Here is a 13714-nt window from a genome sequence, read left to right as displayed (position 1 = left end):
CAACTTAAGGTCATAATATCTTGACATTTATTTAATGTTGCTATATAATAGCTATGTACATTTTGTGTACTATAGCAATAAAATTACCTTGTAATAGGTGTATTGGACCCGAGGGCAGTACTCGGCGCCTCCACCATGTTTTTTAATTATACGGGGGCGATTAAGGATCGACATGCATAGTAAAGATGGTAGCTTTGCTCGGTTAGACACCACCGCTAAGAGTTCATAATTTAAATGCAAACGATAATTTTGCTGCTGAAGAATATCGTGTTGCTGCTTAATTTAGCACAACCGGTTTATTACTAAAGCACGGTTTAGGGAACGCCGGGTAACAGAAGTTCCCCCAAAATTTACGTATGTGAAAGTTATATGGAGCAAACAGATTACAAAAAACTGCTTAATTCTGCTAAGTTTCAAGTTATCAAAAAAACTTTAGATGTTATATCAGGTAATGGTTTTATCCCTCACTTAGAAATATTATTTTTCACATATTTTAATGGTGTGACCATGCCAGATCGTTTGAAAAAGTCATACCCTACTCAAATGCTTATTATATTACAGCATCAATTCTATGATTTAAAAGTTTCTGAGGATAAATTTAGCGTCAGTTTGAGTTTTCAAGGAAAACAAGAGCGAATTACTATACCGTTTTTTGCTATTAGTGAGTTTCGTGATAAAATTTCAGGAGATGTTTTAATATTTGACAAAATCAGTATCGACTCTGATAAAGAATACAAAAGTGAAAAATGTACTGAAAAACTATCAAACGGTAGTATTATATCCATAGATCAACTGCGTGATGAGTAACTGCTCATCTTTATAAACAAAAAATATTAATAGAAAAAAGTGGTCTAACTTAAGTAATAGAATAGAGGGTAGATAAATATGCTAAATTTTTAATTATTTATTAACGCAGGTGGCAAAATTTTTCTTACGTATCATCAACTTTCTTTATTGAAAAATTAAAAAAAATGTTGTATACTTGTTACAGTAGTAGAGTTCGGTAAAACATATGGCAAATTCAGGCATTAACATAGCTCTTAGCGAAGAAACTTTAAAGCATCTTGCTGAATTATCTGAATTTACTAAACAGCCCGTTCAAGAATTAGCAGGAAAACTATTTAGAGAAGCAGTTGAGCTTGAAATGGAGGATTTTTTAGTATCTAAAATTTCTGATGAGCGTGATGTTGAAGGTGCAGAAACAGTTGATTTTGAAGATATTAAGTGGGATTAGAGCGTTACAAGGTTAAGTCTCTAAAGAGTGTTGTTGAAAAAGATTTACCAAACCTTCCAAAGACAATAAGGCTAAGAGTTCAAAAGGCTATAAAAGAACGTCTTACAGTTGACCCAATAAATTTTGGTGAACCACTACATCATAACTTAAAAGGATGTAGAAGGCTAAGAGTTGGTGGCTATCGTGTAATTTACAGAGTAAATCAATTAGATCATATAGTAACTATCACAGAGATAGGACATAGAGATGATATTTATAAGAAATAAATATCAACATTAATATATATTATACACCCCTCCTTCCTTGTCCATTCTCTACTTTAGGTGGCTTTGCGCAGCTCAAAAAATGAAGTTTTTTTTGGTTCAGCAAAAACAACATTTTGAGTTTGAAAAGGCTAAATACTTGTCTTTTATATAACTTTCGTGTAATAGATATGTATGCATCCAATCATATATCTACTCAATACGTTACTTGATCTTTATAGCTTCATTCTAATATGTTGGGTTGTCCTAAACTGGCTGGTTAAACTTAATATGGTGAACATATATAATGAAACTGTCAGTAGCATAATGCACATCTTGAACCAATTGACATATCCACCACTAAAGATTATTAGAAGATATATACCACCGTTCAACGGATTAGATTTATCTATAATGATATTGCTAATAACAATTCACTTTGTAAAATATACAGTAGCTTACTACTTTAGGTAGATGTTAAAAAAATATCTAAAATCAGCAATATATCTATCCCTTTTAATATATATATATATATCAGTTTTTAGCTATAACTATAAAGATCCTTCCTTAAACACAGCTACAAATGAGGAAGTGACAAATTTAGGTGGAATAGTAAGTTCATATTTAGCTGATATATTGGTTCAATTTCTTGGATTAACTAGTGTTACAATAGCTACAACCATAGTTTACTTGTTGATCTTCAGGCCATCAAAAAGGCTGCTAAAAATTCTCTATTTAATATTAATCAATTTAGGGATATGTGCTATACTACCACAACTTTCGCTAGGCATCACTGCAAGGTACAGACACAGTGGAATAATAGGGAATGCACTAATTAATAACTGCCCGTTTTATATATTTGTGATAGTAACATCAATAGGTCTTGTAGGATCTGTTGGTTGGAAGAGAACAATTTACTCTCTATTCTTCTTATGTAAAAAAATAGCTTGCTTATTTGTAAATGTTCCATTCTTCAGATCACATAAAACTACTGAGTATTCAATTGCACCATTAGTAGTAGAAGAAAAACATAGAACTAAAATCACTACTAAACAACAACCAAAAGAAAGACAGAAAAAAGCTACCGAGGAGGTTTTAAGTGAGTTTAAGTTTCCAAGTATCCATTTACTTTCTAAAGCAGAGGAGTCTTTGCAGAGAAAGCAGCTGAATGAAATAGAGAGCAATAAAAATTTATCTCTGCTGGAACAAGTCCTGAGTGATTTTGGCGTGCAAGGAAAAATTATCAGTGTATGCTATGGGCCGGTTGTGACTTTGTACAAACTTGAACCACAAGCTGGCACGAAATCTGCAAGAGTAATTGGCCTTGCAGATGACATTGCACGTTCGATGAGTGCACTCTCTGCACGTATTTCAATAATTCGTGGGCAAAATGCTATGGGAATAGAGTTGCCGAACAAGGAACGGGAAATTGTAATGCTGCGTGATTTGCTTGAATCCCCAGAATACCAAAATGCAAACTTAAATCTCCCAATTGCGCTTGGCAAAGAAATAAGTGGAAAACCAGTTATTGCAGATCTAACTAAAATGCCCCACTTGCTCGTTGCTGGAACCACAGGGTCTGGTAAATCAGTTGCGATTAACACTATGATTCTTTCACTCGTTTATCGATTAAGTCCTGATGAATGTAAGATGATAATGATCGACCCAAAAATGCTTGAGCTTTCAATATATGATGCAATACCGCATCTAATAACGCCAGTGGTAACAGAGCCAAAAAAGGCTGTAGTCGCTCTTAAGTGGATAGTAAAAGAGATGGAAAACCGCTATCGCATGATGTCCTATTTAAATGTGCGCAATGTAATAAACTATAACCAAAGAATCACAGAAGCGATGAATAGTGGAATAGAATTGGAGCGCGTTGTGCAGATTGGCTTTAACTCAACAACAGGCAAACCTTTGTTTGAAAAGCTGCCGATTAAAATGGAAACATTCCCATATATTGTAGTGATTGTAGATGAAATGGCAGATTTGATGCTTGTTGCCGGCAAAGAAATAGAGTGCTCTATTCAACGCTTAGCTCAGATGGCTCGTGCTGCAGGAATACACATCATAATGGCAACACAACGCCCATCTGTGGATGTGATCACAGGTGTGATAAAGGCGAACTTTCCAACGAGAATCAGTTTTGCTGTTACTTCTAAGATAGATAGTCGCACAATACTTGGCGAACAAGGGGCTGAACAATTGCTTGGTATGGGTGATATGCTTTATATGGCCTCTGGTGGTAAGATTATTCGAATTCACGGCCCATTTGTGAGCGATGATGAGGTACAAGATATAGTTGATCATCTGAAAATGCAAGGTGAGCCAAATTATATGGAGGAAATTACCAAAGAAGATGAAAATTCTTCTGTGGAATCAGAAGGTGAAACAGAGGATGAAGAAAACGACCTCTACAATCAAGCAGTGGCCATCATTCAAAGAGATCAAAAAGTTTCAACCAGTTACATTCAGCGACAACTTAGAATAGGCTATAACAGAGCTGCAAACATCGTTGAAAGAATGGAAAAAGAAGGTGTTGTCAGTGCTCCAAATTATTCAGGAAAGAGAGAGATATTAGTAGAATAACAGGGCTTCTGAGAACGTTCATGCGCGTTAAGTTAGGCCATAGATGGGTATCTTAAAATTTGCTGCAAATGCAACTTTCTTGGCTATCTTTTACAAAGTTAAAAGTTGTCTTCCTTAAAAATATAATTGAATAATTGTTAATAATAGTGTATAATTATTAATATTTTCAAGCATTCTTGCCATGGCTCTTTCTAAATTTCTCGATCCAAAGTTAGATTTAACATTTAAGAAAATCTTTGGTACTGAAAAAAATAAGAATATTCTTATCCATTTTTTAAATGATATTTTAGGATGTACTGAAGTCAATACTATACAAGAAGTAGAATTCTTAAGCACCATTATGGACCCTGAAATTGCCTCTGATAGACAAAGTATAGTTGATGTTCTTTGCAGGGATTCTAGTGGGTCAAGATATATAATTGAGATGCAGCTCGCTCGCGACAAGGGCTTTGAAAAGCGCGCACAACTCTATGCTGCTAAGGCTTACTCAAGGCAGGCTGATAAAAATTACATTAATTTAAAGAAGGTTTTCTTCATTGCTATTTCCAATGGTATGCTATTCCCTGAAGAGGTTGAGTATATTTCTACTCAAAATATACGTGATATAAAAACCAACGGCCATTACTTAAAAGATTTTCAATTTGTCTTTATAGAATTACCTAAATTTTCAAAAAGCAGAGTGGAGGAACTAGAAAGCACAATAGAAAGGTGGTGCTTCTTTTTTAAGCATGCAGAAGAAACGACAGATGAAGATCTAAAGAAAATTGCAGAGGAATCACCAATAATAAAGCTAGCATACGATGAATTAGACAAGTTTCACTGGAGTGAAAAAGATCTCCTAGCTTATGAAGAAAGAGTGATGGATCTACAGAAAGAAGAAGCTATCCTTGAATACAGACTTGATCTTGCTGAAGAGAAAGGTGTACGGAAAGGAAAAATTGAAGTCGTAAAAGCAATGCTAGCTAATAATGTTGATGTCAACACTATTGTTAAGTTTACTGGCCTCTCCATGAGTGAGATCAAAGAATTGTAGAATTAAGTGTTAATGGTTACAAAAATACAATAAGCATTTTTCTTCATGTATTTCGTAAGTACCTTAATTTAAGTTTTCGCACTTTTAAAAAGCAAGTCAAACAAAATTATTAAAAGGTCAATACATAATGACAGTTAATTTAATAATAATTTAAACATTGGGAATGTAAAATTATAATATATTAATTAACTAGGGGGTTAAAATGTCAAATGTTTTTAGTAATGCTTGGTATAGTTTGTCTGGCAATGATAGGTTAGATATAACAGCATTGCAAAAAAGTCAAAAAATCGATGCTGAGCAGTTTGAAAAAGTTTTTGGTGCATTAAAAGAATGGCAAGAAGCTCAAAAGATAGATGCTAAACAGTTTGAAGAGGTATTTAGTGCATTAGAAGACAAGATTGGTACTGAGCAGTTTCAAGCTATGCAAGAGCACTTAAACGGTCTACAAGAAAAAGTGGAAACACTTGCAGAGGCAGTAGCAGATCAAGAAAAAACACTACTAATTTGTACCATAGCCACTGCTGTTGCCGTAATAGCGATAACTAGTTTTGTTGCATTCTGTATCTATCAGGGAGTTAAGTGTGAAAGGGAGAAAGAAAAGAACTTGTCTAAAGATACGCCAGACACAAAACTTAATGATAAAGTTGATACTCAAGTGCAACAGAATAGCTTATACACTCCAAACTAAGTTGTATAACACTTTTCTTGAAAAGGTGTTACGCAACTTGTAACACCTTCCTCTTCTCTTAGCCTATGTAGATTTTTTGATAGTAAACATATCACTTTTTAGAAAAATATTTGTATTGTAAAGTTAGTAAAGATTCTGGTTTACTTAAAGTTTGTTAATTGCTATCTTTTAAAACACGATATTTACTATAGCACCATATGCTTAGGATTTTTTCTAAAGTCTTGTTTATATTAATGTTTTTGGTTTCTAGCTTTTTTACTGTGCATAGTGCTGAAGCTAAATCTAAGCTCAGTAAGAGATACATACCTCCTGGTAACCCTGGTGGTGCAAGCTTTCATACAGATGAGGATTTTGCTGAGTCATATAAGCTATATGAAAAGCGTAGGGAATTGCTCAAGAAAAAAAAGTCACAAGATCGAGCTATAAATAAAGAAGATCTAATCAAAAAATTAAAAGAGAAAAAAATTGCTAGTCTTGATAATGAGCCAAATGACATGGAAGCGTGCATAGTCGACGATGAAGAGAGCGCTATGATAAATCAGCATGGTATTAATATCGCGCGTTTAAGGGGTGCTGTATTTATAGATCAAGAGCCAGTTTTCCAGTATGAAAATAAGCAGCATGAAAGTGAACAACAAGAAGAGAAGAAAGTTACTTCAACACGAGAAAAAAAAGTTTCTCCTATGAATATCACTATAAAAAAAACTCCATCAAGAAAAACATGCTCACATGATTCTATTGCTAATTTGGATAACGTAGATGCTTATAGTTTGAATGGTTCGAGTTCATTTGGCAGTGTAGCTGACACAGTAAAATAGTATCACAATATTGGCCATTAATAATATGCTAGATAAAGACCTGATATTGAATGATGATGCATATGAATTATTGCCGATTTCCAGGCACAAGACTCATGTTGTAGAAGTTGGAAAAGTAAAGATAGGTGGAAATAATCCTGTAGTTGTACAATCTATGGCGCTTGGCGTGCATATAGATTCTGATAATATAAAAAGTAGCGCAAAACATTATGCAAAAGAGATAACAGAACTAGCGCGTACAGGTTCAGAATTGGTGCGAATTGCCTTGAACTCAGAGGAGGTAGCAAGAGCAATACCTTATATAGTAGAAGAGATAAATAAAGAAGGTTTTGACGGTAAAATATTGGTAGGCTGTGGTCAGTATGAGCTAGATAAATTAGTTCAAGATTATCCAGACAACATCAAAATGCTGGGTAAAATTAGGATAAACCCAGGCAATATAGGTTTTGGCAACAAACGTGATGAGAAGTTTGAAAGGGTTATAGAGTATGCAATAATGCACGATCTTCCGGTTAGAATTGGGGTAAATTGGGGTAGTCTTGATAAATACCTTTTGCAAAAATTGATGGATGAAAACTCTTCGCTTAGTAATTCAAGGCCTTCTGACGTTATACTGCGCAAAGCACTTGTAATGTCTGCTCTTGATAGTGCAAAAAAAGCTGAAGAAATTGGTCTAAATTCAAACAAAATAATCATTTCATGTAAAGTTAGCAAAGTACAAGATTTAATTTTAGTTTATATGGCACTTGCAAAATCTTCCAATTATGCGCTGCATTTGGGTTTAACTGAGGCTGGTATGGGCAATAAAGGTGTGGTAAATACCGCAGCAGGGCTTATTTATTTATTGCAAAATGGCATTGGAGATACAATACGGGCTTCTTTGACTCAACGTCCTGGTGAATCGCGTACTAATGAAGTGGTGGTGTGTCAGGAAATATTGCAGTCTATAGGCTTGCGATACTTTAACCCTCAGGTTAATTCATGTCCTGGTTGTGGGCGCACGAGTAGCGATCGTTTTCGTATATTAACTGAAGAGGTGAATGGCTATATAAAAACTCATATACCGATATGGAAGAAAAAAAATCCAGGTGTAGAGCATATGAGCATTGCTGTTATGGGATGCATAGTAAACGGTCCTGGAGAAAGCAAACACGCAAATTTGGGAATCAGCTTGCCTGGATATGGAGAAAAACCTGTTTCAGCAGTCTACAAAGACGGCAAATATTTCAAAACTTTACAAGGTGATAATGTCTCTGAAGAATTTAAGGCAATTATTGATAATTATGTGAAGGAGCATTACACGTAACCTTTCACGGTTAATTAATAGATAAATCGCAAATAAAAAAGAAAATTAGACCTTGTTTTTCTTTTTTCGTTGGGAATGTTCAAAAAAGCATATGCGTCAAGTTAAGGAAATAAAGGTATGAAAGAGATAGAATAATAAGGTATAAGTTCTCCCAGATATACTTTTAGTGAGAGAACCAATGAATAAAATAACTTGCTTATCAAAAAAGCTCAAAGAATTTTTTAATGAAAAAGCAGAGAAAATCTCAATTACAACAAGGTTTATAAAAAGAAAGAGAAAGCTAAAAGGTTCATCATTCGTAAAAGCCATGGTCTTGGGTAATATAGGAGTTGATAATTGTAGCGTAGAAACAATGTGTCAATTACTAAACGAGGACTCGATAGATATAACAAAACAAGGTTTGGATTTTAGATTTACTGAAGAAGCAGTGGAATTTATGAAAAGGATGTATAATGAATCTGTGATTCTCTTTAAAAATATCTTGCAAGTTGATTGCAAAATCTTACAGCAATTTAATAGTGTTAAATTATTGGACAGTAGCTATATTACTCTACCTAACAGTATGGAAGAGATGTATAAAGGTTATGGTACTAGCTACAGTGGCTATGAAAGCAATACTAAGTCTGGAATAAAGTTACAATTAGTTTTCGATTACATGAATCAGATAATAGACCAACTTAATTTAACGGAGGGAATAAGATCAGACCAGGGATATAGGAAACATTTAAGTAATATATCAAGCAATGATTTGCTAATATCTGATCTCGGTTATTTTGTGCCAAGTTCTTTTAAACAAATCAATGAAATGGGAGCTTATTTCATAAGTCGTCGATACCAACGTATATGATGTAGAAACAAATCAAAAAATGGAGTTATTAGAATGTTTAGAGATTTTTAGAAAACGAGGTATTGTTAGGAAAAGAAGCAAAAATTAGAGTAAGAATTATATGTCAGAAACTAACTGAATATGGCCAGAAGAAGGAAAGCTAATAGATTAGCAAGATCGCAGGATCCTCTAAAAGAAATCAAAAATTGTTGAACTGGTATAACTAATGTTCCAGAAAATAAAATTAGTGCTGAGCAAGTATTAACGATTTACAGAGTAAGGTGGCAAATTATTTAAATTGTATAAAAGCCATATCAGGCTTGATAAGCTAAAAGGAAAGCCATGCAGAGTATTATGTGAACTATATGCTAAATTGTGCGCAATTCTTATATTTCACGGCATAGTTGGTTGCACAGAAGTGAAAAAGAATACAGAACTTAGCTTAACAAAGGCATTTATTGAGCTAAAAAGGCGGGTTAGAGAGTTATTTTTAGTATTAACCAAAATTAATAGTTTAAAAGCATTTCTTAAAAACTCACTATAACTTGGTCGCGATTTTCATTAAAAGACAAACGTAGAAGGGCTAGAGTATCCACTTTAACCTCTCTAAATTTGCTCACAATCTCTTAACTTGACGCGTATGGTTCAAAAAAGTGTGTCAAACCGAAAAAAAAGTAATAAATTGATATAAAAAAATGGAGGTTTGACAATGAGTCAGAAAGTAGTAAACAGAACTACCGGTTTGGTAGATTACAAAGAACTGGAAGCAAATATACTGTCATCAATAAGGGAAGGCAGACCATTAACAGGAAGGGATGGAGCATTTGACCTTACCCAGAAAAAGTAGAGAGAAAGTTAAGACGTTTTTGGAGTAAAATAAAACGTTTTTTCAAAATATGACAAATAGAAGAGAATATACAGCAGAATTCAAATTGGAAGCTGTTAAGCTGACAAATGAACAAAGAAAGGCAGGTCAAACAATTACAAAAATAGCAAGAGATTTAGGAATAAAGGGTGGTTTATTAGGAAAATGGATAAAGAAACACAACGAAAAAAAGTCGGCAGCAGATGCATTTCCAGGTAGAGGTAACATGGCTCCTTACGACAAAGAGAGGTTTGATTTACAAAGCAAAAGTAACAAGAGAAAGAGACATTTTAAAAAAAGCCCTGGCCAGTCAAAAAGAGTAAAATATTTTTTTATATAGTAACTGCTATAAAGTACAGGAATTATGTAGGATTTTCTGCTAGTGGCTACTATAAGTGGACTACAAGGAAAATAAGCAGTAGAGAATCAGCAAATAAAGAGTTATTAGCAGATATTCAAAAAATATATCAAGCTTCTAAATGTAGATATGGAGCTCCTAAAATTCATGCTGAATTAAAGGCTTTGGGTAAAAGTTGCAACTTAAAAACAGTGCAAAGTATTATGCAGAAAAATGGTATTCAGGCTATATTGAGAAGAAAATTTAAAATTAAGAAACAACAAACGGACAGTAGCTCCCAATATATTAGACCAAAACTTTATTGTCGATCAACCAAATAAAGTATGGGATTACTTATATAAAAACCAAAGAAGGATGGCTATATTTGGCAACAATAATCGATCTATATTCACGCATGGTAGTTAATGAGCAGTTCAATAAATAAACAATTGGTTATGGACTCTTTATTAATGGACGTTAACAAGCGTAAACCTGTTAAAAATCTACTGCTGCACAGTGACCAAGGTTCACAATATACTGCGCAAGGGTATCAATATCTCTTAGCTGTAAAGAATATAGATGAGTAATAAAGGCTGTTGTTACGACAATTCTGTTGCAGAAAGCTTCTTTAGCTCATTGAAAAGAGAAATACTTATTGATACTTCACAACACTCTGCTCAACAAACTAGAACTGCAATATTTGAATACATAGAAATTTTTTATAACAAACAACGTCACTATTAACTATTGCATTCCAGAACAATTTGATGCATCATTCTTTTTGTAAAAAACATTCCACACTTTCTCTCCACTTTTTCTGGGTAAGGTCACTGACTCAATACCCAGTCAATATCCTTTCCACCAGTTCTTTTACTGCCGGTACGTAGCCATTCTCATAAAATGGATCTTGCTTAAATTTGTACACATTGTGCCCGGAAAACATGAGTTCGTTCTCAATATCACCATCGTGTATAACGTTTTGCAGTGTTTTTTGTATGCAAAAACTACGCGGATCTGGCTTTCGTCCTGTTGAATGGTCACCATGATCTTTCCAATTGCTAAACAAACAATGGCTCAAACATCCCATACAATTGATTTGATCTTCTCTTATTTGTTTAAATTTATCTGGCGTCACAAAAATAACAGTTGAATCTGGGGTTTTCATTGCTTCTGTGTACCCTGCTTTAGTCCATGTATTTGCCAGTTCTTTGTCTTTTGCAGTAAGGTAGATCTTTCTACCTCTGCTACCCATTGCAAATTCATTATTAAATTCTTCGCTAGCATTTTCTGAAAACTTTATTTGACGTGAATTCCGTTCCTGCAACTCACGTATGAAGTTATTTTTTACTGCAGATGAGTAAAACCCTGTTGGACTGAATTTATTTAAAAATACATCACCTTCTTCTAAAGTGAGTAGCTTCTTTTTCCACTCTGCAGAAATTGGGCTTTCTTTCGTCAAAAGTGGACGAGTGCCAAACTGAAAAGCTATTGGTCCAATTTGCAGATTGTTAAACCAATGTTCCCAATCTTTCAAATGCCACACTCCTCCTGCCATAACAATTGGTGTTTCTGAAAGACCGATCTCGTTCATGAAAGATCTAAGCTCTGCAACTCTTTCAAATGGAGCCTGTGGTAGCTCTGGATCTTCACTGTTACTGAGTCCATTGTGCCCTCCAGCAAGCCATGGATCTTCATACACTACTCCACCAAGCAAATAGGAAGATATTCTTTGGTAAGCACGCTTCCATAATGCTTTAAAAGCACGCACCGATGAGATAATAGGGTAATAATAAACCTGATATTTAGCTGCAATTTCTCCAAGCCTATAAGGCATACCAGCACCGCAGGTAATACCATGAATCAAACCTTTCGCTCCTTCTAATATGCCATGAAGCACGCGTTCTGCTGCTCCCATCTCCCAAAGTACATTCATGTGTATTCTTCCATGACCTTTTGATATTTCATTTGCTATTCTTGCCTGACTAATTCCAGCTTCAATACTATACTCAATCAATTCACTATGCTTTTCATTTCTTGTTTTGCCTTTATAAATTAGTGGCACTAACTTGCCATTATCATCAATAAGCTTAGCATTTGCACCAGAAAATGTACCCACAGCATCTGCTGCAGCAAATGCTCCGCTTGATCTTCCATCACTAACTGCAATGCCTTTGCCGCCCTCGATGATTGGCCACACTTCCTTTCCTGAAATTACTATCTTTTTTATCTTATTTTTCAAAACTTCCTCGCAATCTTTCACTCTATTTTACTTAATTACTAAAAAAATGATAGCTGTTTATTTTTTCTTGTATCATTAAAGCTTCTATAGCTACTCATGCTGTTGTAGTTTGAGAGCAGTTCCCATCGGAAGGGTGTCATTCCAGTGCTTGACACTGGAATGGCTTTGTTGCATCGCTAGCTATGATGGATTAAAGATAAAAAAAGGTGGAGAATATCAGTAGCTTATTATTCTGGTATTTATAACAAGAACGGTCAGTGAATACCTAAATTTGAGTAAAAGAAATTTCACTACCATTTACCAATCCGGCTAAAATTCAAGAATTTCAATGCTTTAGCTATTTTCAATAGAATTAAATTTATTAATATAAATAACAAATTACTATTCTTAAATTTGATCAGATTGATTGCAAAAAAAACAAGATTTTCAATAAGTTGCTTATAATCCTAACTATAGTTAGCCTTTCATAAGTAGCGATGCAACAAAGCCCACTGGAATCCAGTTTTTGATCAAAAATGTTGCTATAGTGCACAATCAATTTTCCTGGATCCCAGTGTCTGGGCACTGGGATGACACCATAGGGGGCTACTTGGATGACAGGGGAGGGAGGCTGCTGGGATCCTGACAACCGTCATCCCGCTGCTTGTTAGCGGGATCTAGAGATACCGCGGCGGTATGACGTAGAGCTACGTGTTTAGGTTTAATGAATCCACTATATCTTTTACTTGAGAAAAAACATACTCTTTGCTTACACTGGTATCGATAATAAAGTCACTCATCTTCCTTTTCTCCTCAATAGATAACTGAACATCGGAGATTAGATTAAGCTTTTCTTTATCTATGTTGCGTTCGTTAAGTCTTTGAGCTTGCACAACGCTATCTGCATGAACAAAAACAATAAGGTCGCAATATAAATAAAATTTTGTTTCTAATAGAAGTGGCACATCTAAAACTAAAAGTTTTCTATCGATCTTTTTTTCCTTGGCAATAAAAAATTCTAATTCACGCAGCACAGCAGAGTGAACCAAAGATTGAAATTGTTTCCAATTTTCATCGTAGGCTAAGAAATATTTAGACAGTACTGTTCTATCTATTTCACCATTTACTACCACTCCAGGAAAATTTTTCTCTGCATAACTTATTATGCTTTTATCCACTTTATAAAGTTGGTGTACAACAGAATCAGCATCAAATACAACAGCACCAAACTCTTGAAAGCAATTAGCTACAAAGCTCTTTCCTACCCCAATTCCGCCTGTTAGACTTATAATCATATAACAAAATACATTCGACTTCTTTTGAAACTATAGCTAAGGTTTCTCTATATATATTAACTAGATTTTCTAGATCCCAGTGTCAAGCACATAACTATACGAACATTGCAATTTGTAGGTGGTGTCATCCCAGTCTGGGACCTAGCTTTTTGGTAATTTTATCGAAAATGTTTGCTCGTTTACAATCAATTTTCCTGGATCGAAGTAGTCAAGGCACTGGGATGACACCCTACTTAACCGTCATACCGCCGCGGTATCTCTTA

At 34.6% G+C, this 13714-nt stretch carries 11 protein-coding genes, 1 other RNA gene and 3 pseudogenes; 13 read left to right on the top strand and 2 right to left on the bottom strand.

The window, feature by feature from the left end; genetic code table 11:
- Positions 1-16 precede the first annotated feature (16 nt).
- From ssrA to OPR39_RS07435, 13 genes and pseudogenes are all read left to right on the top strand, one after another.
- Positions 17-346: a transfer-messenger RNA gene (gene ssrA / locus OPR39_RS02720) on the top strand.
- Between the two features lie 23 nt (positions 347-369).
- Positions 370-807 (top strand): ClpXP protease specificity-enhancing factor SspB, encoded by a 438-nt coding sequence (locus tag OPR39_RS02715; protein WP_006279412.1) that lies wholly within the window; start codon positions 370-372, stop codon positions 805-807.
- Between the two features lie 205 nt (positions 808-1012).
- Positions 1013-1234 carry a hypothetical protein gene (locus tag OPR39_RS02710; RefSeq protein WP_006279415.1) on the top strand — a complete coding sequence of 74 codons (222 nt, stop codon included), beginning with the start codon at positions 1013-1015 and terminating at the stop codon, positions 1232-1234.
- Complete coding sequence (locus OPR39_RS02705) at positions 1225-1500, top strand: type II toxin-antitoxin system RelE family toxin (protein ID WP_265039008.1); 276 nt, start codon at positions 1225-1227, stop codon at positions 1498-1500. Before OPR39_RS02710 ends, OPR39_RS02705 begins: the two co-directional genes overlap by 10 nt.
- A gap of 171 nt (positions 1501-1671) precedes the next feature.
- Positions 1672-1950, top strand: a complete 279-nt coding sequence (locus tag OPR39_RS02700; protein ID WP_006279515.1) for a YggT family protein — start codon at positions 1672-1674, stop codon at positions 1948-1950.
- Entirely contained in the window at positions 1951-4065 is a 2115-nt protein-coding gene (locus OPR39_RS02695) for an FtsK/SpoIIIE family DNA translocase (RefSeq protein ID WP_265039006.1), read from the top strand. It abuts the gene before it with no gap.
- A gap of 181 nt (positions 4066-4246) precedes the next feature.
- Complete coding sequence (locus OPR39_RS02690; protein ID WP_265039005.1) at positions 4247-5098, top strand: Rpn family recombination-promoting nuclease/putative transposase; 852 nt, start codon at positions 4247-4249, stop codon at positions 5096-5098.
- A 202-nt stretch (positions 5099-5300) separates the two neighbouring features.
- Positions 5301-5786 carry a hypothetical protein gene (locus tag OPR39_RS02685; RefSeq protein WP_265039004.1) on the top strand — a complete coding sequence of 162 codons (486 nt, stop codon included), beginning with the start codon at positions 5301-5303 and terminating at the stop codon, positions 5784-5786.
- A gap of 197 nt (positions 5787-5983) precedes the next feature.
- Entirely contained in the window at positions 5984-6604 is a 621-nt protein-coding gene (locus OPR39_RS02680; RefSeq protein ID WP_015588833.1) for a TRP75-related protein, read from the top strand.
- A 25-nt stretch (positions 6605-6629) separates the two neighbouring features.
- Entirely contained in the window at positions 6630-7910 is a 1281-nt protein-coding gene (gene ispG / locus OPR39_RS02675) for a flavodoxin-dependent (E)-4-hydroxy-3-methylbut-2-enyl-diphosphate synthase (protein WP_015588834.1), read from the top strand.
- A gap of 178 nt (positions 7911-8088) precedes the next feature.
- A pseudogene (locus OPR39_RS02670) lies at positions 8089-9366 on the top strand (IS4 family transposase).
- A 79-nt stretch (positions 9367-9445) separates the two neighbouring features.
- Positions 9446-9580, top strand: a pseudogene (locus OPR39_RS02665) (IS256 family transposase); the annotation flags it as partial.
- A gap of 52 nt (positions 9581-9632) precedes the next feature.
- Positions 9633-10725, top strand: a pseudogene (locus OPR39_RS07435) (IS3 family transposase).
- 48 nt (positions 10726-10773) lie between these two features.
- On the opposite strand, the gene OPR39_RS02645 reads toward OPR39_RS07435, so the two are convergent.
- Entirely contained in the window at positions 10774-12177 is a 1404-nt protein-coding gene (locus OPR39_RS02645; protein WP_015588855.1) for an NAD(P)H-dependent flavin oxidoreductase, read from the bottom strand.
- Positions 12178-12863: 686 nt separating this feature from the next.
- Positions 12864-13451, bottom strand: coding sequence for a dephospho-CoA kinase (coaE, locus tag OPR39_RS02640; protein ID WP_006280338.1), 588 nt, complete (start codon positions 13449-13451; stop codon positions 12864-12866).
- Positions 13452-13714: the final 263 nt, after the last annotated feature.

Source organism: Wolbachia endosymbiont (group A) of Yponomeuta plumbellus, assembly GCF_947251575.1.
GTDB classification, from domain to species: Bacteria; Pseudomonadota; Alphaproteobacteria; order Rickettsiales; family Anaplasmataceae; genus Wolbachia; species Wolbachia pipientis.
Note: the sequence above shows the minus strand (reverse complement) of the source record. Positions and strands in the feature narration are given on the sequence as shown.

What these genes read in the sequence shown, in the direction of transcription:
- OPR39_RS02715 (WP_006279412.1), top strand. Translation starts at nt 370, where the DNA reads ATGGAGCAAACAGATTACAAAAAACTGCTTAATTCTGCTAAGTTTCAA.
- OPR39_RS02710 (WP_006279415.1), top strand. Translation starts at nt 1,013, where the DNA reads ATGGCAAATTCAGGCATTAACATAGCTCTTAGCGAAGAAACTTTAAAG.
- OPR39_RS02700 (WP_006279515.1), top strand. Translation starts at nt 1,672, where the DNA reads ATGCATCCAATCATATATCTACTCAATACGTTACTTGATCTTTATAGC.
- OPR39_RS02695 (WP_265039006.1), top strand. Translation starts at nt 1,951, where the DNA reads ATGTTAAAAAAATATCTAAAATCAGCAATATATCTATCCCTTTTAATA.
- OPR39_RS02690 (WP_265039005.1), top strand. Translation starts at nt 4,247, where the DNA reads ATGGCTCTTTCTAAATTTCTCGATCCAAAGTTAGATTTAACATTTAAG.
- OPR39_RS02685 (WP_265039004.1), top strand. Translation starts at nt 5,301, where the DNA reads ATGTCAAATGTTTTTAGTAATGCTTGGTATAGTTTGTCTGGCAATGAT.
- OPR39_RS02680 (WP_015588833.1), top strand. Translation starts at nt 5,984, where the DNA reads ATGCTTAGGATTTTTTCTAAAGTCTTGTTTATATTAATGTTTTTGGTT.
- ispG (WP_015588834.1), top strand. Translation starts at nt 6,630, where the DNA reads ATGCTAGATAAAGACCTGATATTGAATGATGATGCATATGAATTATTG.
- coaE (WP_006280338.1), bottom strand. Translation starts at nt 13,451, where the DNA reads ATGATTATAAGTCTAACAGGCGGAATTGGGGTAGGAAAGAGCTTTGTA.